Annotated in this window: 24 protein-coding genes; 16 read left to right on the plus strand and 8 right to left on the minus strand. The window is 50.8% G+C overall.

Annotated elements, in window-relative coordinates; all coding sequences use genetic code 11:
* Positions 1 to 124: 124 nt before the first annotated feature.
* Positions 125 to 1,402, plus strand: a complete 1,278-nt coding sequence (locus tag AC07OI_RS01110) for a tetratricopeptide repeat protein (RefSeq protein WP_495256008.1) — start codon at positions 125 to 127, stop codon at positions 1,400 to 1,402.
* 262 nt (positions 1,403 to 1,664) lie between these two features.
* Here the strand turns inward: AC07OI_RS01110 and AC07OI_RS01115 are convergent, their stop codons facing one another.
* Genes AC07OI_RS01115 through AC07OI_RS01125 form a run of 3 tightly spaced genes read right to left on the minus strand, consistent with a single transcriptional unit; the run spans position 1,665 to position 4,385 of the window.
* Positions 1,665 to 3,251, minus strand: coding sequence for an ammonium transporter (locus AC07OI_RS01115; RefSeq protein WP_495256009.1), 1,587 nt, complete (start codon positions 3,249 to 3,251; stop codon positions 1,665 to 1,667).
* Positions 3,252 to 3,271: 20 nt separating this feature from the next.
* Positions 3,272 to 3,610, minus strand: a complete 339-nt coding sequence (locus tag AC07OI_RS01120; RefSeq protein WP_110254759.1) for a P-II family nitrogen regulator — start codon at positions 3,608 to 3,610, stop codon at positions 3,272 to 3,274.
* 16 nt (positions 3,611 to 3,626) lie between these two features.
* Positions 3,627 to 4,385: a TorF family putative porin gene (locus tag AC07OI_RS01125; protein WP_495256010.1), complete on the minus strand. Its 759-nt coding sequence runs from the start codon at positions 4,383 to 4,385 to the stop codon at positions 3,627 to 3,629.
* Positions 4,386 to 4,821: 436 nt separating this feature from the next.
* Here AC07OI_RS01125 and AC07OI_RS01130 point away from each other — a divergent pair, with 436 nt between their 5' ends.
* Together AC07OI_RS01130 and AC07OI_RS01135 are read left to right on the plus strand one after the other, a co-directional pair.
* A complete protein-coding gene (locus AC07OI_RS01130) occupies positions 4,822 to 5,064 on the plus strand; it encodes an accessory factor UbiK family protein (protein WP_495256011.1) in 243 nt (80 codons plus the stop codon).
* Positions 5,065 to 5,076: 12 nt separating this feature from the next.
* Complete coding sequence (locus AC07OI_RS01135; protein ID WP_495256012.1) at positions 5,077 to 6,600, plus strand: YifB family Mg chelatase-like AAA ATPase; 1,524 nt, start codon at positions 5,077 to 5,079, stop codon at positions 6,598 to 6,600.
* 158 nt (positions 6,601 to 6,758) lie between these two features.
* Here AC07OI_RS01135 and AC07OI_RS01140 read toward each other — a convergent pair whose 3' ends face one another.
* Positions 6,759 to 7,097, minus strand: a complete 339-nt coding sequence (locus AC07OI_RS01140; protein ID WP_495256013.1) for a hypothetical protein — start codon at positions 7,095 to 7,097, stop codon at positions 6,759 to 6,761.
* A gap of 20 nt (positions 7,098 to 7,117) precedes the next feature.
* A complete protein-coding gene (locus AC07OI_RS01145) occupies positions 7,118 to 7,432 on the minus strand; it encodes a hypothetical protein (RefSeq protein WP_495256014.1) in 315 nt (104 codons plus the stop codon).
* A 582-nt stretch (positions 7,433 to 8,014) separates the two neighbouring features.
* Here AC07OI_RS01145 and AC07OI_RS01150 point away from each other — a divergent pair.
* The 4 genes from AC07OI_RS01150 to AC07OI_RS01165 all read left to right on the plus strand — a co-directional run bounded on the left by AC07OI_RS01150 (position 8,015) and on the right by AC07OI_RS01165 (position 12,515).
* Entirely contained in the window at positions 8,015 to 8,566 is a 552-nt protein-coding gene (locus AC07OI_RS01150) for a hypothetical protein (RefSeq protein WP_495256015.1), read from the plus strand.
* Between the two features lie 45 nt (positions 8,567 to 8,611).
* The gene (locus AC07OI_RS01155) at positions 8,612 to 9,301 is read left to right on the plus strand and encodes a DUF2076 family protein (protein ID WP_495256016.1); all 690 of its coding nucleotides are present in this window, start codon (positions 8,612 to 8,614) and stop codon (positions 9,299 to 9,301) included.
* Positions 9,302 to 9,610: 309 nt separating this feature from the next.
* Positions 9,611 to 11,275, plus strand: coding sequence for a DUF1800 domain-containing protein (locus AC07OI_RS01160; protein ID WP_492703836.1), 1,665 nt, complete (start codon positions 9,611 to 9,613; stop codon positions 11,273 to 11,275).
* Positions 11,276 to 11,312: 37 nt separating this feature from the next.
* Positions 11,313 to 12,515 (plus strand): DUF1501 domain-containing protein, encoded by a 1,203-nt coding sequence (locus AC07OI_RS01165; protein WP_492703837.1) that lies wholly within the window; start codon positions 11,313 to 11,315, stop codon positions 12,513 to 12,515.
* On the opposite strand, the gene AC07OI_RS01170 is transcribed toward AC07OI_RS01165, so the two are convergent.
* Positions 12,487 to 14,730, minus strand: a complete 2,244-nt coding sequence (locus tag AC07OI_RS01170) for an ATP-binding protein (protein ID WP_492703838.1) — start codon at positions 14,728 to 14,730, stop codon at positions 12,487 to 12,489. The genes AC07OI_RS01165 and AC07OI_RS01170 overlap by 29 nt on opposite strands.
* A gap of 504 nt (positions 14,731 to 15,234) precedes the next feature.
* Here AC07OI_RS01170 and AC07OI_RS01175 point away from each other — a divergent pair.
* Complete coding sequence (locus tag AC07OI_RS01175) at positions 15,235 to 15,498, plus strand: DUF1161 domain-containing protein (protein WP_495256017.1); 264 nt, start codon at positions 15,235 to 15,237, stop codon at positions 15,496 to 15,498.
* Between the two features lie 81 nt (positions 15,499 to 15,579).
* Here AC07OI_RS01175 and AC07OI_RS01180 read toward each other — a convergent pair whose 3' ends face one another.
* Positions 15,580 to 16,059, minus strand: coding sequence for a GNAT family N-acetyltransferase (locus AC07OI_RS01180; RefSeq protein ID WP_492703840.1), 480 nt, complete (start codon positions 16,057 to 16,059; stop codon positions 15,580 to 15,582).
* Between the two features lie 17 nt (positions 16,060 to 16,076).
* Positions 16,077 to 16,415 carry a hypothetical protein gene (locus AC07OI_RS01185; protein WP_492703841.1) on the minus strand — a complete coding sequence of 113 codons (339 nt, stop codon included), beginning with the start codon at positions 16,413 to 16,415 and terminating at the stop codon, positions 16,077 to 16,079.
* A gap of 282 nt (positions 16,416 to 16,697) precedes the next feature.
* On the opposite strand from AC07OI_RS01185, the gene AC07OI_RS01190 reads away from it, so the two are divergent.
* The 8 genes from AC07OI_RS01190 to AC07OI_RS01225 all read left to right on the plus strand — a co-directional run bounded on the left by AC07OI_RS01190 (position 16,698) and on the right by AC07OI_RS01225 (position 24,654).
* Complete coding sequence (locus tag AC07OI_RS01190; protein ID WP_495256018.1) at positions 16,698 to 17,225, plus strand: hypothetical protein; 528 nt, start codon at positions 16,698 to 16,700, stop codon at positions 17,223 to 17,225.
* A 136-nt stretch (positions 17,226 to 17,361) separates the two neighbouring features.
* Complete coding sequence (locus AC07OI_RS01195; RefSeq protein WP_492703843.1) at positions 17,362 to 17,706, plus strand: DUF1840 domain-containing protein; 345 nt, start codon at positions 17,362 to 17,364, stop codon at positions 17,704 to 17,706.
* A gap of 4 nt (positions 17,707 to 17,710) precedes the next feature.
* On the plus strand, positions 17,711 to 18,595 hold the full coding sequence (locus AC07OI_RS01200; protein ID WP_495256019.1) for an alpha/beta hydrolase: 885 nt from the start codon (positions 17,711 to 17,713) through the stop codon (positions 18,593 to 18,595).
* A gap of 190 nt (positions 18,596 to 18,785) precedes the next feature.
* A complete protein-coding gene (gene rsmB / locus AC07OI_RS01205) occupies positions 18,786 to 20,216 on the plus strand; it encodes a 16S rRNA (cytosine(967)-C(5))-methyltransferase RsmB (RefSeq protein WP_492703845.1) in 1,431 nt (476 codons plus the stop codon).
* Between the two features lie 56 nt (positions 20,217 to 20,272).
* Positions 20,273 to 20,860 (plus strand): DUF4390 domain-containing protein, encoded by a 588-nt coding sequence (locus tag AC07OI_RS01210; RefSeq protein ID WP_492703846.1) that lies wholly within the window; start codon positions 20,273 to 20,275, stop codon positions 20,858 to 20,860.
* Between the two features lie 41 nt (positions 20,861 to 20,901).
* On the plus strand, positions 20,902 to 23,295 hold the full coding sequence (locus AC07OI_RS01215; protein ID WP_495256020.1) for a sensor histidine kinase: 2,394 nt from the start codon (positions 20,902 to 20,904) through the stop codon (positions 23,293 to 23,295).
* A gap of 216 nt (positions 23,296 to 23,511) precedes the next feature.
* Positions 23,512 to 24,234, plus strand: coding sequence for a response regulator (locus AC07OI_RS01220; RefSeq protein WP_495256021.1), 723 nt, complete (start codon positions 23,512 to 23,514; stop codon positions 24,232 to 24,234).
* Between the two features lie 30 nt (positions 24,235 to 24,264).
* Entirely contained in the window at positions 24,265 to 24,654 is a 390-nt protein-coding gene (locus tag AC07OI_RS01225) for a GTPase (RefSeq protein WP_492703849.1), read from the plus strand.
* Positions 24,655 to 24,835 lie beyond the last annotated feature (181 nt).

Genomic DNA, 24,835 nt, shown 5'->3' on the forward strand with positions numbered 1-24,835 from the left:
TGCAATACCGCCCTACCCATTAATTATGCTGGTTCTTTGTGCTGTTGATTTGTTGTTGACTTGTTGTCGTTTGTTGCATGTTTAATGTCGAGACGGCAATTTTCATTTTTAATCTGGATCATTCATGAAAAAAACTTCTTATCTGTTCGCCGCCATACTGCTGGCCGCACTTGGCTCTGGCTTCTCTCCCGTGACTGTGAATGCCGTTCAGGCACAAGAAGCGGCTGATCCTGCCAAGCAGCAAACAGTACGTCCAGAAATGGGCAAACCACTTAATGAAATCATGGAGTTGGTGACTGCGAAGCAATTTCCACAGGCACTGGAGAAACTGGTAGTCCTGGAAGCGATGGAGAAAAAAACTCCTTTTGAAAATTTTGCACTGAATCGCATACGCGCAGTCATTGGTTCCAGCACCAATGACTCTGTCATGATGGTCAAGGCGATGGAAGCCATGATCGCCAGCGAATTCTTGAAAGAATCAGAAAAACAGCATTTCACTGAAGCAGTTGCAGGCACACTGTTTAATGAAAAGAAATATGCCGAATCCCGCGAGTGGGCAAAGCGCAGGCTGGCAAAAGATCCTGGTAATGCAGGCATGAGTAACTTGGTCGCCCGTTCCTATTATCTGGAAAATGACTATGCCAATACTATCAAGGTATTGAATGTGCAAATGGCAGAAGACGACAAGGCGCAGCGCAAAACGACAGAAGAAAATCTGCGTCTGCTGACCAGCAGCTATCAACAACTCAAGGATTGGGATGGCTATACAGTAGCACTGGAACGCATGGTCGCGCTGTATCCAAAACCAGAATTCTGGGCTGACCTGCTGTATCGCGTCACCAAGAAAACCGGTTTTTCTGACCGCTTGTTGCTGGACTACTATCGCCTGCTGATCCTGAATGACAAATTTGAGGACGGCGCCCAGTTTGTCGATATGGCAGAGCTGGCCTTGCTGGCCGGTTTGCCTGTTGAAGCCAAGACTGCGATTGACGCTGGCTATGCCGCAAACTTGCTGGGTACTGGCAAAGAAGCTGCAAAACACAAGCAATTGCGCGATCGCGTCAACAAACAGGCGGCTGATGACGTCAAGAGCCTGGATGCTGGTGAAGCAGCCGCAAAAAATGCCAAGACCGGTATCGGCATGGTCAACATCGGTTACAACTATGTGGTTAACGGCCAGTACGACAAAGGCCTGGCATTGATGGAACAGGGTATTGCAAAGGGTGGTCTGAAATCTCCTGATGAAGCAAAACTGCATCTGGGTATGGCTTATCTGAAAGCAGGCAAGCGCGATAAGGCAGTTGAAACCCTGAAGTCAGTACAAGGCCGTGATGGTTCTGGTGATCTGGCACGTTTGTGGTTGCTGGTACCTGCAGATAAATTTGCACCTGCTGCAAAATAAGCTGACGGATATCTTCTTGGTTCGAATATCTACGCCACCTGCGGGTGGCGTATTTTTTTGTCCTGCATATAATAATGTAATCAAATGCAGGCAGATAAAAAAAGGCTGTTTTGCACAATGCAAAACAGCCTGTCAAATTCAGGACCGCAAGCTCTGATTACGGTACTGACGGTACTCCTTTGGATACTTCTTAATTACCCGGCCTTATCGGTGTAGCAGAGACAGGCCGGGCAAAAACTTTTTCATCAGATCATGAATCAAATCAAGAGTGGTATGCAGACTCACCATGGCTGGTGATGTCCAGACCTTCACGTTCTTCATCTTCCGGTACACGCAGACCAACCACCAGATCAACCAGTTTGTAAGCCACGAAGGACACGACGCCTGACCAGATGATGGTCGTGCCTACTGCTGTTGCTTGCGTCATGACCTGGCCAAAAATATCGTAAGGATCAGCCGACATTTTGTTGGTGACATAGTCAAATATACCCTGGCCGCCGAGAGATGGTGCAGCAAACACACCTGTCAACAAGGCACCCAGGATACCGCCGACGCCATGCACGCCAAACACGTCAAGGGAATCATCTGCACCCAGCAAGCGCTTCAGACCATTCACACCCCACAGGCAGATGATTCCTGCCAGCAGACCGATGATCAGGGCACCCATAGGGCCGACAAAACCACAAGCTGGCGTAATCGCGACCAGACCAGCTACCGCACCGGATGCACCACCCAGCATGGAAGGCTTGCCCTTGGACATCCACTCACCAAATACCCATGACACAGTTGCTGCAGCCGTTGCCAGCAAAGTATTGATGAACGCCAGTGCTGCGACATCGCCTGCTTCCAGAGCTGAGCCGGCATTGAAACCAAACCAGCCCACCCACAACAGGGACGCACCTATCATCGTCATTGTCAGGGAGTGAGGTGCCATGGATTCTTTACCGTAGCCCACACGTTTGCCTATCAGATAAGCACCAACCAGGCCAGCGACCGCAGCATTGATATGCACGACGGTACCACCAGCGAAGTCCAGCGCGCCTTTTTGGAACAGGAAACCAGCTTTGGCAGTTTCTGTCGCCAGCGTTGCTGCATCCTTGATTGCATCAGGGCCAGTCCAGAACCAGACCATGTGAGCGATAGGCAGGTAGCTGAAGGTGAACCACAAGACCACGAACAAGAGAACTGCAGTGAACTTTGCACGCTCTGCAAACGCGCCGATGATCAGGCCACAAGTGATGGCTGCAAATGTCGCCTGGAAGGCTACATAGGCAAACTCAGGTATCACTACACCTTTGCTGAATGTCGCTGCAGTACCGAATGTTGCCTTGGCCGGATCCCAGATCCCTTTCAGGAACAGACGGTCAAACGAGCCGATGAATTTGCCACCTTCGGTAAATGCCAGTGAATAACCGTAGATACACCACAAAACCACAATCACTGCGAAGATCATGAAGACCTGCATCAGGATAGACAACATGTTCTTGGAACGAACCAGGCCACCGTAGAACAGGGCAAGGCCAGGAATGGTCATCAGGATGACCAGCAAAGTAGCAACCATCATCCAGGCAGTATCGCCTTTATTTGGCGTAGGTGCCGGTGCTGCCGGTGCGGCGGCACTGGCAGCAGCCGGATCAGCCGCCGCTGGGGCAGAGGCTGGTGCAACCGGTGCAACTACTGCTGCAGAGGCCGCAGGTGCCGAGGCGCTGGCCGAAGCAGTCACCGCAGCAGCAGACGCTGCCGCTGGTTCAGCTTTGGCCGAGGCATCCTGCGCTGATGCTATAGATGTAAAACCGACTGTGACCAGCAAAGCGGCCCCTGCCAGCATGTTCTTCAACAGTTTTTTCATGTGAACTCCCTGGTAGGCTATCAGAGTGCGTCGTTGCCGGTTTCACCGGTACGAATACGCACAACTTGTTGCAAGTCATAGACAAAAATCTTGCCGTCACCAATCTTGCCGGTGCGGGCTGCGGTTTCTATCGCTTCGATAGCGCGATCAACAATCGCATCATCCACAGCAGCTTCAATTTTTGTCTTTGGCAGGAAGTCGACAACATACTCTGCACCACGGTACAGTTCTGTATGGCCTTTCTGACGGCCAAAGCCCTTCACCTCGGTCACGGTGATCCCTTGTACGCCTATGGTGGATAGCGCCTCGCGGACCTCATCCAGCTTAAAAGGCTTGATAATTGCAGTAATCAGTTTCATGCTCGCCTCGATTTTTTTAAAATGTTTTAACTGCAGACAATACCAAAGTAGTTTTGCCTGTGAACTTGCCCGCTGGCGTGACATACAGTTTTTTCTCTGCATTCGTGCCCAGCGCTGCGATACCAAAATTCACACCAAAAAACTCCTTATTCACACCGATTTTCCAATCGGAATAAGAGTACGCACCATTGTTCTTGATGGTTTGATGACCAGCGTGCAAAGCCAGCGTGTAACCTTCAGGCAACTCAATGTTTGCACCAATATCCAGATAACCGCTGTTCTTGCTATCGATAAAACCGAACAGGTTGGTGATCGAGTGTGAATACTTGATATATGCAGGCCCCATGCCTAACTGGCCGTAAATTTCTGTGGTGTTGGCATCAGCAAAACCGGCGACCTTGTTCAGCCCATTGGATGGGTAGATATAAGTCAGGACACCAACATCATAAGAAACATCTTTGGTGATCTCGCCCTTTTTACCGGCATAGATATCCCATTCAAGGTCACCACCACCGCCTGCATCCTTGGTCCATTTGATCGTTGACAGCCATGTGCCAGCATAAAAGCCGCTAGGGTTATTCACATAATCAGCGCCGCCCTGCAAAGCTGGATCAAGACGCGATTGCGCAATCGCACGATAACGGTATTCGCTGACGACGCCAATGTTGAAGCTGACTTCATTGTCTGGTTTGGCTTCTGGCTTGGCATCTTCTGCATGGGCAAAACCACCAAAGAATGTTGTGGCTACAGCAGCGGCGATTACTAGTTTTTTCATTGCGCTTCCCCCTAATGATTAAGATTTGATTTGATTGAACTCTGGGCAGAATCTGTTTTCAGCATGTGGTGGCCAACAATCACTGCCACTCGCTACCACTTGCCCGGTCAGACTCTTAAATTCTTATTTCCCTTTCCTGTTAGCAGGAGTCGTGCCAACTATGGCTGTCACGCCAATAAATTGAATGTGCAACACAGCACCCAGAGTGTATTAATATGCATACAGCCAGATAAACTCTGCGTCCCGCCTGTTTTTTATATTGCGCCGCAATACCAGTCGTGGTTTGGGCAAGATGCGCTATCATTGCCCCATAGGTAAAATAGCAAGCGAAAAAATCCACATTGCGCACCAATTTCGGGCATGACCGATTTCGCACAAAAAAGTGGCAAAGCATGATTTGCACCATAAATGTGCAATTACAAGATAGAGGATAAAAATGGATAAGCAAAATTTCTTTAATGACATGCAGACCAAGATCAGCCAGGCACTGGAAAACTCACCTGCCAAGGACATAGAAAAGAATGTCAAAGCCATGATGAGCCAGGGATTTTCCAAGCTGGACCTCGTCACTCGCGAAGAATTTGATATCCAGGCACAAGTCCTGGCCAAGACCCGCGCCAAACTGGAAGCCCTGGAAGCCAGGGTCGCTGCACTGGAAGCACAGCAAAAAGACGATTAAGTACCAGACCGCATGTCACTCGCCGTACTCAAAAGCCGCGCCCTGAATGGTATGGATGCGCCACAGGTGACTGTGGAAGTGCATCTGGCAAATGGCCTGCCAGCCTTCACTATCGTCGGACTGCCAGAAACCGAAGTCAAAGAATCCAAGGACAGGGTCAGGGCTGCATTGCAAAACGCCCGCTTTGAATTCCCGAATAAACGCATCACTGTGAACCTGGCACCTGCTGATTTGCCCAAGGAATCTGGCCGCTTTGATTTGCCCATCGCACTGGGTATTTTGGCCGCATCCGGGCAAATCCCGGGAGATGCGCTGGAACAGTATGAGTTTGCTGGCGAACTCTCGCTGTCAGGTGAATTGCGGCCCATACGTGGCGCGCTGGCCATGACGTTTGCGATTTGCAAAAGCCAGCAGCACTCTGCACAGGAACCCGCCTTCATTTTGCCACGCGCGAATGCGGACGAAGCGGCACTGGTCAGCGATGCCGCCATCTACCCTGCAGATTCGCTACTACAGGTATGTGCTCACTTCGCTGGTGTGGATGGAGAGCAAAGACTGGTACGCCACCGCCCCGCCTCCAGACCCAGGCGGCCACAGTACGCCGATTTTGCCGAAGTCAAAGGCCAGTTACAGGCCAAACGGGCTCTGGAAGTGGCGGCGGCAGGATCGCATTCAGTTTTGTTGATGGGGCCACCGGGTACAGGAAAATCAATGCTGGCCGCCCGCTTCCCCGGCATTTTGCCTACCATGACAGATCAGGAAGCATTGGAATCAGCGGCAGTGCAATCCCTGACTTCAGGCTTTTCAATTGAGAAATGGAAAGCACGCCCATATCGATCACCACATCACACCGCATCTGCCGTTGCACTAGTTGGTGGAGGAGGCACCCCAAGGCCAGGTGAAATTTCGCTTGCGCATCGTGGCGTCCTCTTCCTCGACGAATTGCCGGAGTTCGATAGAAAAGTGCTGGAAGTTTTACGTGAACCGCTGGAGTCTGGTCATATCACTATTTCCCGCGCGGCAAGACAGGCTGACTTCCCGGCACGCTTTCAATTGATCGCAGCCATGAACCCATGTCCCTGCGGTTACTTCGGCCATAGTAATGGCAAGTGCCGCTGCACACCAGACATTATCGCCCGCTATCAGGACAGGATATCCGGCCCTTTGCTGGACCGCATCGACATGCAAATCCAGGTCGGTGCCCTGCCGCATGCTGACTTACTCAAGCAAGCTGATGGTGAAGCCAGTGCCAGTATACATGCGCGCGTAGAAACCGCGTTTGAACGCCAACAACAGCGTCAGGGCAAGGCCAACAATCTTTTATCGACCACAGAAATTGATCTGCACTGCCAACCGGATGAACAAGCCGGGCAACTCTTGCGCAATGCCATGACCAAACTCAACTGGTCCGCCCGCGCCTACCACCGCGTATTAAAAGTCGCCCGCACGATTGCCGACCTGGCAGGCTCTACCCATATTGCCACGCCGCATGTGGCTGAGGCTATACAGTATAGAAGAGCACTCAAAGAGCATTAAAAAAATTTAATAACTATTTTTTATTCAAAGTATTAATAAACAAACCGTTGAAAAAATATTCCTGAGATTAAAATTATTATGCAATAATAAAAAAACAATATCGCTGTCTTCCATTGACCTGACTTCATGAGATATGAGGTGTAGCTTTGCCAAGCAAATCACTGCGGACACGCAAAATAAAAGAGGATATAAAATCCTCTACTTTTAGATCTTTCGTTGAAACAGCGACTGAAAGGTATGCTGGTTTTATTCCGTAACCACTTGTTTCCAAGTGGATTCATTCCATCAGGCGCTTCAACCAAGTGGCGATTTTCACCAGACTTAGTAGCAAAACTTAGCCAGCAGAAGTGAAGATTAATTTGTCGATGATCAAATCTCGAAAGAGAATTCTCCAACTTGTAGTGCATGACTACAGCCCGTTGCGCCAACATGACGCTAGAAACTAATCCATCCAGGATGTCTGAATACGGAAAATTCTCTGTTGATTCAATGGACATTGATAGCTTCCTAAATCATTTCAAACTCGAAGAGAAGAGTTTTTTGTTGAGGCGTAATTATTTCGATTTCGAGCAATTTGTTGCGCAAATGCTTGGGCATCATTACTAATATGATTAGTATTAGAAACTCTTGGAAAATGGGTTTCACCAATCGATTGACGGTGATTATTTTTTGGGAGATCTCGTCTCTCAATCTCAACACTTAACTTCTTTTCTTGCATGAATAAACTTTTTGTCGACCCATCTTCCCGTAATCGAATTGCGACGTCTGGTTTTCTGACAAAATCGTATAGGCTGGCTAGACTAAACGGATAATCCTTTAATCGCTCATTCATTTGTTCTTCGAATAATGTGAGAGTGTGCAGAGACAAGAAATAATCTTGAGTTCCAATATAGATATTTTCCAAATCGGTAAATGCATGGATGGGATCCGAACCAATATCTAAACTCAGTGCTTTTTCAGTTTTAACTATATTTAATGCAGAGGTTAATTCTAAAGTTTGAAAGTCAAGGGATAACTCATCACTTAATACGGGTTAACGCTTCGAAATGCTTTCAAGGAATGTAAATTTCTTGATTTAGAAGTTGATTCAAATGGCACTAAGATTATTCCACAAGATATTAAGAAATACATTCAAGAGGAACCGACCCGAATAAGTACCTTAATAATAAATTCCTTTCACGAGTTATCTGACATAAATGAATTTTCAGAATCCCATATTCAAACAAAGCCTATTCATATTAGGTCGCCTTTATCCATTATTTATGATTTTCTAACAGTGCCGAATGCACAAGGAACCAGAGCATATTCGTTACTCGCGTGCAGAAATTTTCTATTTCGGGCATTTCGGCTGATTCCAGACCTAAATGGACTAGGTGGATCCGAAACCTTCTCTGTATTAGAAATTGAGAATTCGTTGTCACACATTTGGACTTCATTTCGTGAGCGTTATCTGTCTCGCGGAGAAGATAAATTACCCCCAGGGAGTCCTGGCAAAATTGATGGGTTGATTCGGCATCATCTAGCATTGAGAGAAATGTTATATTTGCGATTCCAGTCCGTTGAAAAATGCGTTGCATATCTAGAAGGTGCCAAATTAGTTCCTGCAAATATTTTTTGCAATACATCCGAGAACGAATCGACAAATAAGAAGCGAACTTACATTTTTGAATTTACACGTTCAAAAAGACTCGATAGCCTGCCAGATGCAGGCGAGATCGTAAATGAATTATGGGGACTACCAATACCGTTTCGTGGGGCCGATATCATTTTCAAAGGAGGATTAAAATTCTCTGGACGGCAAGGATTAATAATGGCTATTCACGGTGGCCCCGGTGCAGGCAAAACATCTTTTGCTTTAGCACTTGCTGCACATGTCATTCCCTTTGGTATTTCTAGTTGGTTCCTCTCAGCAGAGGAATACGAAAAAGATTTGCTTGATAGGATGAATGGTTTGATATCAACATGACCAAATAAGAGACAGCAGTATTGTTTTGCTCAACAGGAGTTGACCATGTCCCCGCAGGAAACCCAGGTTTTACAAAACTTTCTCGATCAATTGGTGAAAGTACAAGACAGCAACAAGGACGTGCAGGCGCTCAGCCTGATTAATGAAGCGGTCAGCAAACAGCCGGACGCGCATTATCTGCTGGTGCAAAGAGCCTTGCTGCTGGACCAGGCTTTGGCCAATGCCAGCCAGCAAATTGCCAGTTTGCAAGCTGAAGTGCGTGAATTGCAAACACAAAGAAACCCTGCACCCGCCAGCAACTTTCTCGACCCTGCCACTACTGGCTGGGGGAATAGTGTCAGCAGCCAGGCTCAACCCGCGGCGAGCTATAGCGTTAAAGGTAGTGCCATACCACCGCCTTTGCCAGTTGGCTATATGAATGCGGCAGCACCTGCAGCCGTAAATGGTCCGGCATCCGGCTTTTTTGGTGGTGGTGCTGGCAATGTACTTGGTACGGTGGCAGCCACAGCTGCTGGCGTTGCAGCCGGAGCTTTTCTGTTTCAGGGCATAGGGCATTTGATGGGCAACCAGAGTAATCAAAATCACGCAACGAGTGCTGACAGTTCTGCTGCGCAACTCAATCAGGGTGGAAGTGACTTGATACCCGGTTATTTTGATCACCCGACAGATACTAGCCCGGCCATAGATACGGCTAGCCTGGACGATGGCACTGACGATATGCTGGATCTGGCTTGACCCCGTTCGAATTAAATCTGCGACATGCCCCGGAATACTCTGGGGCAAATTTGTAAGTAACAATCTCATCATGAAACATAGCGCTGTGTAACAGCCTGATTTACCTGACAGATCTCAGCCTTCCCCATCCTCCTGTCTGCGGGTCTCGCCCCCCGCTCATTGATGCTATTTCGTGCTTTTATGGCATGTCGATTGCGTCTCTCTGCTGTTACAGCACGTTACGAAAATTTCACGAAATGAGTTCATACTACGTATCACAATTCAGCACCGAAAGCGTTGTATGCTGATACTTGAGCGTAAGGGGAAGACATGAACATTCAACTGAACTTGCAGCATGCCATCAGCGCCAGCCTGCTGGTCTTGCTGGCAGCTTGCAGTACCCAGTCACAGCAGAGCGCTGACAACGGCACCGTCGGTAAGACATTGACGCAAGCGGCAGTCGCGCCGGAACAATTACTGAACCGTTTGACCTGGGGTAGCAATCCTACGAGCTTGCAAGCCTTGCAGGCTGTCGGACCTGACCGCTATCTCGATCAACAGTTGCGCGGCCGCAATGCAGTCTTGCCGCCAGCGATACAGGCGCAGATTGATGCGATGACGATCTCCCGTCAGCCGCTGACCGACATCATGCGCGACCTGGAAGCCCGTCGCATCGCCTCAGAACAGCAAAAAGGGACGGACGACACCTTGCGCAAGGAGTACCAGCAAGAATTGACACGCCTGGCCAGGGAAGCCTCTACCCGTGCGCTCTTGCGTGATATTTATTCGCCCAACCAGTTGCAGGAACAAATGAGCTGGTTCTGGATGAATCATTTCAATATCCATAATGGCAAGGCGAATGTACGCGCCATGCTGGGTGATTTTGAAGAACAGGCAATACGACCAAATGCCCTGGGTAATTTCCGCGATTTATTGCGTGCCACGGTGATGCACCCTGCCATGCTCAGGTACCTGGATAATGAGCACAATGCAGCTAACCGCATCAATGAAAACTATGCGCGTGAATTGATGGAATTGCACACCATGGGGGTGAATGGCGGTTATACCCAGAAAGATGTGCAGGAACTGGCACGGGTACTGACAGGCGTGGGCATTAACCTGAGCAAGGATGCGCCACGCATGAAGCCTGAGCTGGAGAAAATCTACTTCAAGCAAGGCTTGTTTGAATTCAACCCGCAACGCCATGATTTTGGTGAAAAACAGGTGCTGGGCAAAACCGTCAAAGGCCGTGGCATGGCAGAGCTGGATGAAGTTCTGGTGCTGCTCTCCAGGCAACCGGCAACGGCAAATTTTGTCAGCCAGAAGCTGGCCAGTTTCTTTGTCTCGGATACACCGCCAAAAGACCTGACCGATAAAATGGCGCAACGCTTCCTGCAAACCGATGGCGATATCGCGGCCACTTTGCGTGTCATGTTTAACTCCCAGGAATTTATCGCTTCGCTGGGCAAGAAATTCAAAGACCCGCTGCACTATATGCTGGCCTCGGTGCGTCTGGCTTATGATGGAAACACCATCGTCAATACCGGCCCCATGCTGAATTGGCTGAACATGATGGGCCAGCAATTGAATGGCAGGCAGACACCTGATGGTTATGCACTCAATGAAAGTTCCTGGGCCAGTTCTGGCCAGATGACGGTACGCTTTGATATTGCCAAATCAATTGCGGGTGGCAATCCGGGCTTGTTCCGTATAGATACTCCGGCTGCACAGCCTGCGCCAGCTATGCCTGCCATGCAATCCATGCAAGTGCAAGGCATGCAAACTGCACCACCGGTGCAAGCTGCGCAGGTAGTACAAGCTGTTTCCCCGGCCCCGCAAGAAAAACCGCCGCAACCAGCACTGGCTGCATCGCCATATGTGAAAAGCTGGAGCACGAAATTCAGCCCCGCTACGCAGACAGCATTGAACCAAACGCGCACGGCACAGGAATGGAATGCCATGTTCCTGGCCTCGCCTGAAATGATGCGTCGTTAAGTTAATTTGAGCTAATTGTCACGGAAAGGTCATCACCATGAACCGTAGAGACTTATTGAAAGTGCTGGCCCTGCTGCCATCGTCTGCCATGCTGGGTTTGAGCAGCCAGGTCATGGCTGCACCGGCTACCCAGAACCGTTTGCTGCTGGTATTTTTGCGCGGCGGCTACGACGCCAGTAATTTGCTGGTACCTACTTCCAGCAATTTTTACTATGAAGCCAGACCCAATATTGCCATTGCCAGACCGGGTTCCATACCGGATGCGGCACTGGCACTGAATGCTGACTGGGGTTTGCATCCGGCCTTGCGTGACACGATTTATCCCATGTTCCAGCAAGGTGAAGCTGCCTTCATCCCCTTTGCCGGTACTGATGATCTGTCGCGTAGCCACTTTGAAACCCAGGACAGCATAGAAATGGGCCAACCCCTGAATACCAGCCGGGATTTCCATTCAGGTTTCCTGAATCGTCTGGCCAAGGTACTGGGTAATAATGGCAAAGTCAGTGCCATGTCTTTCACTGACCAGTTACCGCTGGCCATGCAGGGGCAGGCGCGTATCGCCAATACTGCCTTGCGCAATGTCAGCAAAGCGAATGTCGATCAGCGCCAACGTGAGCTGATCATGCAGATGTATGCCGATACCAGCCTGTCACAAGCCGTCAAGGACGGCTTTGCCATGCGCGATGAAGTAGCACGTGAAATGGCGGAGGAAATGAACAGTGCCAACCGCAATGCCATTTCGACCAAGGGTTTTGAACTGGAAGCGCAACGCATCGCCAAACTCATGCGCGACAAATATGCACTAGGCTTTATTGATGTCGGCGGCTGGGACACTCATGTGAACCAGGGTGCGGCAACAGGTACGCTGGCCGTCAAGTTTGAAGAACTGGGACGCGGACTGGCGGCTTACCGTACAGAAATGGGCGAGACCTGGCGCAACACCACGGTAGTGGTCATCAGTGAATTTGGCCGTACCTTCCGCGAAAATGGCAAGCGCGGCACTGACCATGGCCATGGCACGGTGTACTGGGTTTTGGGTGGCGGTATCAAGGGCGGGCAAATCGCCGGGGAGCAAGTCTCTCTTGAAGCAGGCAAATTATTCCAGAACCGTGACTACCCTGTGCTGAATGAATACCGTGCGGTATTGGGTGGTTTGTTCAGCCGTCTGTATGGTTTGAATGCCGGGCAGATAGAGCAGGTTTTTGCCGGCGTTAAAGCACGTGATCTGGCTTTGCTGTAAGCGTCTCCAGACCGTTCTGGCCTTCTTTATGTAAAGGCAGGTCTATATAAAAATGCGTGCCAGTATGCAAAACATCCTGGCCCTCGCCTCCTTCTTGCGCAGCTTCATGTCCGGCATCCTGCGACATGTAATAACCTATGTCACCATGCATTTGCCGGATAATGGCCTGGGATATCGCCAGACCCAGGCCAGTACCACCCTTGGCACGGGTGTCTGAGGAGTCAGCCTGCGAAAATTTCTGGAACAGGCGCTCGCGGAAATTTTCAGGTATCCCCGAACCCTGATCTATCACCTCTATGCGAATGAGATTGTCGCCTCTGGCTATGCTCAATACCTGCACTACGGCGCCCTCGGGTGAATACTTGCAGGCATTTGACAAGAGATTAGCCATGACTTGCTGGAAGCGTCCGGTATCCACCATGACCATGGCTTGCTCAACCTGGTCGCCGAGCACGATTTCAGTATTCATGCTCTGGGCAAAACCCTGATTATTATTGATGGCCGTTTGCAACAGGTTGTGTAAAGGCAGGCATTCAAAGACAAAATCCATCTTGCCAGCTTCTATTTTCTGGATATCCAGCAAATCATTGATGAGCCTGGTCAGGCTCTCGCTATTTTTGTGGGCCATACCCATCAGGGCAGAGATTTTTTCTGGCACAGCGCCCATGGCACCACCAGTGATCAAACCCAGTGCGCCCCTGATTGCTGTCAGGGGTGTACGTAACTCATGGCTGACGGTAGAAATGAATTCACTCTTCATGCGTTCCATCTTGCGGCGCTCGGAAATGTCCCTGACGATGACGATCAGTTTGCGCCTGCCTGCATGGTAATACTCGGTGATCGCCAACTCAGCCGGGAACAGGCTGCCATCCTTGCGCATGCGCTCGGTCTCTGTGCGCAGGCAACCGGTTTCCAGGAATTCCCGGCGGCTCATGGCCAGGCCCAGCAAATCTGGCTGGCCGGGAGGTGAGAAAAATTTACCGTTTTTGCCGACCACTTCATTAGCCGGATGACCATAGATCGCTACTGCGGCAGGGTTCAGGGCTTCAATCTTGCCGGTATCATCGATCATGATGATGCCGTCCGCCGCATTCTGGAAGATCGCCTGCAAGCGGTCGGATGAATCTTTCAAGGCAATTTGCTGCTCGGTCAGGTTTTTCAGCAAATGTGCCTGATTGCGGTTAATGACTTCTGCCTGCTGTTTGAGTTCAGTCGTTACCGCCAGATCCTGCTCGCGTCTTTCCAGCAAATTAACCAGTACGCTGAAAGCTGCCACGATGGCCAGTATGCCACTCATGGCAATAACGACGATGCCGGTGCTGATTTTGCGCCAGTCTGCCAGGTACAGGTCTTCATCGATGGAAAAATTGATGATCAATGGATATTTGTCCAGTGACTGTATTGCTGCCATACGGGTGATGGCTTTGCCACCTTCAGCCATGCGCGGACTATTGGTGATGACGACACCTGACTTCTTATTTCTTTCATGCACCAGCTCGTAAGTGCTGCCTGTCAGGTTACGCATGCCCATGACTTCGCCACGCTCTGGCCAGCGCGCCAGGTAGGTAAAGTCATTTCTCAGCAAACCTATGGAGGCATGGCCATCGGCACTGAGTTTTTCATAAAACTGCGAATAGAACGACGGCGACATGCCCAGTATGACGACACCAATGAATTCGCCATCACTGCCAGTCAGCCTGTGACTGAGGAAGAACATCCATTTGCCAGTAGTCTTGCTGCGCACTGAAGAACTCAAAAAAATACCTTGTACCGGATTATCACGTTGCGCTATGAAGTAATCGCGGTCAGCCAGACTATAGGTGGGGGCCGGGAAGTTGCGTGAAGTGTTAATGACATTGCCATCCACATCCAGCACGGAAATGACTTCAACGGCAGGCGACAGCGCTGCTTTTTCACGCAGGAACTGGTGAAAATCATGAGTAGATAATTTGCCTGACAGATATTCAGCACTGACGCTCCAGCGGTCCTGGATGCGTTCGGCAATGCTGTCGAGTGCCGTGTAGGCAAAGTCCATTTGCTGGCTGACCGTTTCTGCCAGTACGACGCTGAAAGTTTCAGTCTGTTTTTCCCACTTGCCGATTTCCTGTATGCGCAGCATCCAGATAGCAATGGCAGCACCGACAATAATAGCCAGCACCAGACTGGCCGCCAGCGCAATGGCTAAACGGCTGGTAGGCAATCCTGCTGGCTTCATTTCATGTCGTCCGGTCACGCTCAAAGCTGATCCTTGTGCTCAAAGTCTGGCAAGTTGATAGACCTGCATGCTGCCCGATTTATTTTGACTGTTTTAATTTCCAAATAGTAAAGCATTGTTGCATTGTATATATATATTCTATTCCAGCACTACAAGCTTAACGGATAGTTCTATATCGTCAAAAAAGCAAAAGAATGTAGAAACGCATGCAGGAACGAATGCAGGAACATCAGGACTTTATCAGCAAGCAGCAAATTTGCAGACGATTTACCACGCTTTCTACGAAGAAACTATTTATTTCTATCAAAAACGGCAAGGAAATGTTACGGTTTTAAGAAGATACACCAGATACAAGCCTGCTCTGGCTTGTAAGGACATGTTTACGATCTGTAGCGAGCGTCGGCGGGGTAAAGAGCAGCACATGAGCCCCGATCACGCTCGCGCTTAAGATCGCAAACAGGTTCTAAGGGTATTACATAAAAACTTAGAAAGGGAGCAAGCAAAATGAGAAAAAGCGTTTTGGTCAAAGGTCTGGTCATCAGTTTGTTGCTTGGCAGCGCGCCAGCCTGGGCCGAGGTCACCTCCTGTGAAACCATCAAAGACAAGGTTGCAGCAAAGCTCGAAGGCAAGGGGGTAAATAATTACAGCCTGCAAGTCGTCTCAAAAGATACAGAAACCAAACACCGTGTCGTCGGGACCTGCGAGGGTGGCAAGAAAAAAATCATTTATAAGAAAGAGAAGGCTGGCAGCAGTAAAGCGGAAGAATAAGCTAAGCCAGATACTTTGTCTGAAAAGCGGATTAGCACAGGCGCTGACCTGTCAGCAAAGCCGCTTTTCTCTTTTTGGGTTCTACAATTCCCTGACCATGTAAAAGGCTGGACCTGCATAGCTTGCCAGTTTTATCGTTTGCTCTTCATTCAAGTCAGTCTGTTCAATAAATCCCAGACCTTGCCAGTAAGACCTGGTGCTTTGTACTGACACCAGGCAGGCATATTCCCAACCCTGCAGACCGGCATATGCCAGGGCAGAGGCCAGCATGGCACGCGCCAACCCTTGCCCTGCCTGCTCAGGTGCGACTGCCATATCATGCAGGTATATCGCATTGGCGAACTGAGCCACCTGAAAGTCCTGACCCAGTGCAGAGACCCGCCCATGTACAGAAGGATAGGCAGCCAGGTAGGCGGCCACTTTCTTTTCCTGTTCAACGACCCAGGCACAATCTGGCGCTGCAGCCAGACGGCTGGCCAGCAATGCTGGCGGCTCGACCATGTCAGCGACATAGGCCAGGGTTTGTATTTGATAAACGGCAGCCAGATCTTGTGGCTGCATAGTGCGCACCAACATCTTTACTTTGTTGCCTTGGCACTGGCAGAGGAGCTGCTTTCTTCGGCTTTAGGCGGGTCTGACTTTACCATTTCCGGCTTGACGACATCTATCTTGTTTTCACGCATATAGTCATTCATTTCCTTCCATCCTGCATACACTGCCGCTCTGGCTGCATCAGGATTAAGGGCGTAGCAGTCCTCTATGGCGCGGCCAGCATGGCGGCAGGCACTGCCGGTAGCGCGGGCATCAGATTCGCGTGCCGCCGCCTCTCTGGCAGGATCAGGCAAGCCCAGACGGTCGCAAGCCGTCAGCGATGTCAGCATCAGCAAAAAAATCCCGGAGACTTTGGAAAATGACATCACAGCACCAAAAAAAATTAAATAAGACTTATGTGTTGACCCGTGTTGATCTGCTTTGATCAGCAACTGGCCTGCTAATGATAACCCAGTGTATGCCTGCTCAGAATGGCTTGTTGCTCAAGACAGAGGGTCAATTACCTGCCAATTTTCTGAGCAAATTGCATTCTCGCGCAAAAACAGGCGAGATCTGCCCAAAGGAATTATCATGTAGCGCTGGTTTGTTGACGGCAAGAAAGCCGTAAACATGAATGCTATTTTGCAATCTTAAAGAAGTGAATTTCCATGAAATATGCCATCCATCGCGCCTTGCTGCTTAGTAGCCTGATTGTCAGCCTCATTATCGGCCTGGTACCGCTGAGTGCCTGCAGCCCTAAATTTGACTGGCGCGACGCCCGTGGCAGCAATGCGCCATTTTCCATTTTAATGCCGGGTAAGCCGCTGGGTGACAGCAAGGACATGCAACTGGAAGGCATCAATGTAAAAATGGATATGCTGGCAGGCGAAGTCGGCGGCATCAGTTTTGCCGTCGGCAGCACCAAAGTTGATGATGCCAGCAAGGCTGACCTGATCATGGAAGCCATGAAAAAAGGCATGATCAAGAATATCCAGGGAACACCGGAAACCACCAAAAGCTCAGGCGCAGATATGCTGGAAGTGCGTGGCAAATTACGCAATGGCCAGCCTGTCATGATGGTAGGCCGCTTTTTGGTACGCGGCCCATGGGTGTATCAAATTATCATGCTGGGGCAGGAAAAAGACATGAAGCAGGACGTCATAGACACTTATATGACGTCTTTCAAATCCAATTGAAGCAACAATCTGAAACGACAATCAGGCAATTTGGGATTATTATATAAGTGAGCGCAGCCAGATCAGTACCGCTAGCGCATTACTAATATCTGGCCGCTCTATCTTCACATATCATAGAAAAATAGGGGAAATGTCCATGCTGATCACGTTCAAATCCAAGGCTGCTACAGAAATCACCATGTACAAAGAACATGCGCGTCGCATTCTTGATCTGCTACAAAAAGATGTAGAGCGCGGCATCATTACGCCACCGGAATTACCGCAAGCGATACAAAAAATCGAAGCTGCAGTTGCCGAAAGCAAGGCACATTCGATTTCTGAAGAAGTCAGCCGCGATGTCAATGCCCATCACAATGAAAACGGTGATGATAATGAACACGAAACGCCAGAGCCGGTGAGCTTCGCGACCAGGGCTTTCCCTGTACTGGAAATGCTGCACGCTGCCAACAAGATGCAGCGTGAAGTGATGTGGGGCGTATAAAGCCATGACTTCCCACGTAGAAAATACCAGGGAATTCGAACTCCAGACCGCCGATGGCAAGGCGATTTTTGTGCGCGACTGGCCACTGGCAGAGTCTGTCATGGTTCAGCCGCAGCAAGGGGTGGTCATCATGCATGGCCTGGGCGAACACTGCGGGCGCTATGCCCATGTCGCCAGGTTCTTCAATGCCCTGGGTTTTGTCGTGCGGACTTATGATCACCGCGGCCATGGGCAATCCGACGGCGGCAGCGGTGATGTACCAGACTCCATGTGCCTGCTGCGTGACGCCCAGATGGTCATCAGTGACTTTAGCCAGCAACTGGCGGCCCCCCCCATATTATTAGGGCATAGCATGGGCGGTTTGTTCGCTGCCCGCTATGCACTCGAACAACTGACACCGCTACGCGCACTGATCTTGTCTTCTCCTGCGCTGGCGATACGTATGTCGAGCCTGCAGCATGGTTTGCTGAAAGTGGCTTCCAGCCTGATCCCCGGTGTTGGTTTGCCAAATGGCTTGCAAACCCGCTATTTATCCCACGACGGCGAAGTGGTACTCGCCTATGAAAATGATGCGCTGGTACACTCGCGACTGAGTGCCCGCCTGCTGACCAGCATGTTGCAAGCCATGGATTATTGTCATGCCCATGCCGCTGAATTAAATCTTCCCTTGCTGATGATGGTGGCAGAAGATGATCATCTGGTTGACCCTGCCGGTAGCAGGCGCTTCCTGGAAAAGCTGGGTGAAATCCCGTTCAAAGAACATATTTACTCCGGTTTCTATCACGAAATATTTAATGAGCTTGACGCCACCAGGGTATTCGACGACTTGCGCACCTGGCTGGAACTCCAGCAATTTACCCCTTTGGAACAGATACAAAAAGCAGCCTGAGCCGGTGGATTTCAGATATTGGTTCAGATGCTGCTTATATACGGGCAACGTGGCCAGGCCTGCTGCCGGATCACAGAAAACTGATGCAGGCGACAAGGCTGTTACACTAACGCCCTCTCGCCTTATCCGGCTGACCATGTTAAATTGCCATTAAGGCAATTTATTGCAATAAGCAAAACTATCCAGACATATGCAAGATCAACCAAGAAAAACCCTGGGCCGACCAGCCAAACCTGCCCGCAGTGCCAATACGGGCAACACTTCCCATGTGCTCAGCAAGCCACAGGTGGAATTTGAAACCATAGAAATCAAAGCAGATTCTCTGGCTTTCAGCCTGGTCGGGGCAGCGCAGGCAGTAGCCTATGTGCTGGAAGGTACGGCATTACCACAGGCACTGACCAGGGTATTTACGCAAACCAATGCCTTGCCACAGGCACGCGGGGCGATACAGGATATTGCTTACCGTACCATGCGCCAGGTAGGCAGGGTGGATGCCTTGCTGAAGATCATGACCAACAAGACGCCAGAACCGGCCTTGTTATATAGCATGCTGTGCTGCGCCCTGACCTTGCTGGTCGGCAATGATGGTGATGATGAAAAAGCCTATGAAGAATTCGTGGTGGTGGATCAGGCAGTAACTGCCGCCACCTCCAGCCCACACATGGTATTTGCCAAAGGCATGGTGAATGCCGTGCTGCGCCGCTACCTGCGTGAAAAAGATGAATTACTGAAGCTTGTCATGAAGCAACCTGCTGCTGCCTGGAATTACCCCCAGTGGTGGGTAGACCAGTGCAAGGCAGCGTATCCGCAAGACTGGCAAGCCATCTTGAGCTGTGGCAACCACGCGCCACCTTTGACTTTGCGGGTGAACCAGCGCGCCAGCACAGTGGCCGCTTATCTGGAATTACTGGCCAGCCAGCAAATCGGTGCCCGCCAGATAGGCCCGTTTGCCGTGCGTCTTGACCGCCCCATGCCTGTACTGAACATCCCCGGCTTTGAAGCAGGAGTAGTGTCGGTACAGGACGCCGCCGCCCAGTTGGCCGCACCTTTGCTGGATGTACAGACAGGCATGCGCGTGCTGGACGCCTGCGCTGCTCCCGGTGGCAAGACTGGCCACTTGCTGGAACTGGCTGATATAGAACTGACCGCAGTCGACACTGACCCGGCCCGCATCCAGCGCATCCATGAAAACCTGGCGCGCCTGAAATTGTTTGCCACCATCAAGGAAGGCGATGCCTCCCGCAACAACTGGTGGGATAGCCAGCCCTATGACCGCATCCTGGCTGACGTGCCGTGCACGGCGTCTGGCGTGGTCAGGCGTCACCCGGATAGCCGCTGGTTGCGCCGCAAAACCGACGCTGCCCAATTGGCTGCCTTGTCAGCCCGCATACTCGACAATCTGTGGCGCATGCTGAAGCCGGGCGGCAAGATGCTGATGGTCACCTGCTCTATCTGGCCGCTGGAATCCGAAGCCCAGGCCGCCGCCTTTGCCACCCGCAATAGCGCGCAACGCCTGGATGCACCTGGCCAATTACTGCCCAGCATGGGCAATACGTCCGAAAGCAACAACGAACATGACGGTTTGTTCTATGCATTGTTTCAAAAACCACTGCAAAATTAACGAATGCCAACAAGTTCAAGCTATCATTAGCAGACTTTTGTTTCCGTATTGATTGCATGTTCAGACGTTTCGCTTCCCTGCTGCGCCAGTTATCGCTGACTTTGATGTTGGTGCTGCTGGCAATGGCGGCGGCACCTGCAGTCCAGGCTGCCGATGTGGAAGTCAAAACTGCCAGGATAGAAGCCAGCGACGAGGGTTACCGCCTGGCCGCCACTTTTTCACTTGAACTCAGTGACAGCTTGCGCAAGGCTATCCGCGATGGCATCCCGGTATCCTTCACCACTGAAGTTGAACTGACCCGTTCGCGCTGGTACTGGGTGGACGAAAAAGTGGTGCGGAGCGAATACCTGGTCAGGATTGCCTATAATGAATGGACGCAGCAATATAACGTCACCATTAATAATGGCTTGCAACAGAACTTCGCCTCTCTCGACACGGCCCTGAACCTGGTGACACGCCCGAACCGCTGGCTGATTGCCGACAAATCACTACTCTCCAGTGGTGCCAACTATAACGTAGCCTTGCAATTGCGCATGGGTCTGAGCAAGATCCCCATGCATTTGCAGATACCCAGCTTCAACGACAGTCACTGGAGTCAGAAAACCGAGTGGAAGCGTTTTTCCTTCAAGGCTGAAGACAAGTGACAAGATTTTTGCGGTATGCGCTGATTATCGGTGGTGCTCTGATGAGCATCCTGCTATTTTTCCTGACCACCGTTTCCGAGAATTCCTCACGCTTTGAGCGTTACTACGAATGGCTGCTGGATGCCAATGCAGTCGTTGCTCTGGCTTTGCTGGTGCTGGTACTGACGCTGGTGTGGCGTTTGTTCCGCCGTTTCCGGGCGCGCGAGTTCGGTTCCAAGCTGATGACCCGGCTGGTGGTTTTGTTTGCCCTGGTCGGTATTTTGCCGGGCACAGTCATTTACGTGGTCTCGGTGCAATTCGTTTCACGTTCCATCGAATCCTGGTTTGACGTCAAGGTCGAATCTGCACTGGATTCTGGCAAGAACATGGGACTGACTGCGCTGGACTTCTTGCTGGCCGACTTGCAATCCAAGGCCAATGACATGGCTGCTGAATTGTCTGATCCGTCTGAAAGCTCGATGTCCATCCACCTGTCACGCCTGCGCGAACGCATGCAGATACAGGAAGCCACCATCGTCAATAGCAAGGGCCGTCTGATTGCTTCTGCCAATGATAATGTCGGCAGCCTGCTGCCGGAATTGCCGACGCCAGACATGCTCAGGCAAGTCAAGCTGTCACGCTATTACGCTGCCAGGGATGAAAAACTGATACAGCCGACAGGGGACGATGACCCTGCCAGCGGGTCGGCAAGTTCCGCCAGCAGCACAAGCGCCAATGCAGCGACCAGCGCAGTCAATACTGCCAGCATGGCGACAGAAACCCGTGGTGCCACGCGCCCGGCACTGGCGCCCGAGCCTGCCCGTATCCTGCGCTCACGTGTAGTTGTACCGCTACGCATGACGACAGGCTGGATTTCACTGCAAAACGAAGCCCTGTACCTGCAATTGATACAACCAGTGCCTGCCAATCTGGCCATGCATGCCGAAGCACTGAGCAATGCTTCGCGTGAATATCAGGTACGTTCTATCGGCCGCGTGAACCTGAAAAAAATGTACATCATCACGCTGACGCTGACATTATTGCTGGCAATTGTTGCCGCCATCACCAGCGCCTTTTTGATTTCTGGTGAACTGGCCAGACCGTTGCTGCTGCTGGCAGAAGGTACCAAGGCCGTGACCGAGGGTAATTTCTCACCCCGCCCTATCGTCACCAGTACCGATGAACTGGGCAGCCTGACCAAGTCTTTCAACACCATGACCCGGCAGTTGTTTGATGCCCGTGCTGCGGTAGAAAAAAACCGCAATGAGCTGGAAAATGCCAAGGCCTACCTGGAATCTGTGCTGGCAAACATGTCAGCCGGTGTGATGGTGCTGGATCAGAATGGCAACCTGGTGACCTGTAATGAATCGGTAGAACGTATCTTGCAGCGCAGGCTGGAAAGCGAAATCAACAAACCTCTGGCAGATATTGATGGCATGCAGGCCTTTGCCTTTGCCATTTCCAAAGCCTTCTCAGAACAGCATGCGCAGTCAGCCGCTGGCGGTGAGAACGAGCGCGAACAGCACTGGCAGCAGCAAATCGAGGTACCGCGTCCCAACAAAGGCAAAAAAGCGGCAGCATCAACAGCACCAGGCGAAGTAGTGGTGGCAGAAGATGAACAAAGCATTACCCTGCTGGCACGCGGTTCGCATTTGCCAGTGGCATCAGGCAGCGGCTATGTGGTGGTATTCGATGACATCAGCAATATCATCTCTGCCCAGCGTTCCATCGCGTGGGGTGAAGTGGCGCGCCGCCTGGCCCATGAAATCAAAAACCCGTTGACACCGATACAATTGTCGGCCGAGCGCCTGCAAATGAAATTGCAAGACAAGCTCAGTGAAACAGATGTCCTGATACTCAACAAGAGCACGACCACCATCGTCAACCAGGTAACGTCGATGAAGCGCATGGTCGATGATTTCCGTGACTATGCACGCACGCCACCAGCAGTTCTCATGCCTTTGAATCTGGCTGGACTGATTGATGAAGTGCTGCACTTGTATATCGCTGGCGATGGCCGCGATGCCATCAAGCTGACCATGGCGGCGGATTTACCCAAGGTCATGGGGGATGCTACCCAGATGCGCCAGGTAATTCACAATCTTTTACAAAACGCCCAGGACGCAGTTGCTGACAATACCACTGCAGGTTTTATACCGCGTATTGATGTAATCACCGATGTTGTGCGCTACACTGGAACTGACCAGATAGCCCACTCTGCGGTACGCCTGTCAATTATCGATAACGGCCCGGGATTTTCCAGCAAAATCCTGGCACGTGCCTTTGAACCCTATGCCACTTCCAAACCACGTGGCACCGGTCTCGGGCTGGCGATGGTGAAGAAAATCATTGATGAACATGGCGGTAGAATCGATATTCAAAATCGTAGCGATACAAACGGTGCAAAAGTAGCGATTTTGCTGTTAAAGTTAGCACCGGATTCAAATACGGTATAAGTTCGCCGTACTTGCGGTAGTAGTTGTGCAGTAGTAGTTGTTCCGATATTCCCAAAAGAGGAATACGGATAAAGAGCAGAAGGGGCACTTTGAAATTGTCATTCAACACAAGCATATCGTTTTCACCAGCCAGTCTGGGGCAGACTATAGGCCAGCTTGAACATCGAACGGTAAGAAGCACCCAAAAAAACATAGAGGCGGTAATAGGGTAGATTTATGGCAAATATATTGGTCGTAGATGATGAAATGGGTATCCGTGAATTGTTGTCTGAAATTCTCGGCGATGAAGGTCATGTCGTTCAACTTGCTGAAAATGCTCAGCAGGCACGTCTTGCCAGGCAGGAAGCCAGGCCGGATCTGGTCTTGCTCGACATCTGGATGCCGGACACGGACGGTGTTACCCTGTTAAAAGAATGGCAGCGTGACGGCTTGCTGACCATGCCCGTGATCATGATGTCAGGTCATGCCACGATAGATACAGCGGTCGAAGCGACCCGGATAGGTGCCTTGAATTTCCTGGAAAAACCCATCGCCCTGCAAAAATTGCTGAAAGCAGTGCAACAAGGCCTGACCCGCAGCACAGAGGCACCTAAACCGGCAGCCCCTGCCCTGCGTGTGATCAGCAATGACAATGCCAACAGCGCCAACATGTCTGGTAGCTTTGGCAGCGCTGCTCCGGCCTATGAAGCCAGGCATTTTTCTGCAGCCCAGCCAGTCGCTGCTGCGCCAAATAATCAATTTGCCAGCCTGTCCTTTGACTTGCCCCTGCGTGAAGCCAGGGATGCATTCGAGCGTATCTACTTTGAATACCACCTGAACCGCGAAGGCGGCAGCATGACCAGGGTGGCAGAAAAAACCGGCCTGGAACGCACCCATCTGTACCGCAAACTAAAACAACTGGGCGTTGAGTCCATGAAGTACGCAAAACGTGGTGAGTAATGTTTAAGCAAAGCGCAATGTGAGTGCGGTGTGACAGCAGCAAAAGCGCAATTACACTTGATACACGGCGCAAGTTATACCCAGAGGGAGGCGGCAATTGCAGCCTCCCTTGCCCTTTTAGCTGACAACGGCGCTGTCGCAGACAAGAACATCATCATCCTCGAAGGCTTGCCGGATGGACAAGATATCCTGCATCCTTCAGAACTTCTGCACATCAGCCGCATTGCTCCCGGCTGCTTTTGTTGCATAGGCAATCTCAGCCTGCGCGTCACACTGAACCGCGCCCTCAGGCAAAAACCAGCTAATATATACCTAGGCATCGCCACAGATGCCCATTTAGATAAGCTCCTGCTAACACTCCAGGATCCCACCTACGCCAACCTACTTGAGATCAATAGTACAAGTGCCCTGAGTTATTAATTCGCTGAATAAATCCGGCGAGAATCAATGCGATACAGCGTCGCAAATGCGCGCAAGGCACCAGCCTTGCTGTGCTTTGCTACTTGTCTCGCACCGATTTCGCCAAATTTATTTTTCAGCGAACCAATAATTCAGGACACTAGCTTGTGAACCAATGTTAAGTCGCTAAAGTCCAGACGTT

The sequence above is a fragment of the Undibacterium sp. GW821-FHT07F11 genome (assembly GCF_059418665.1).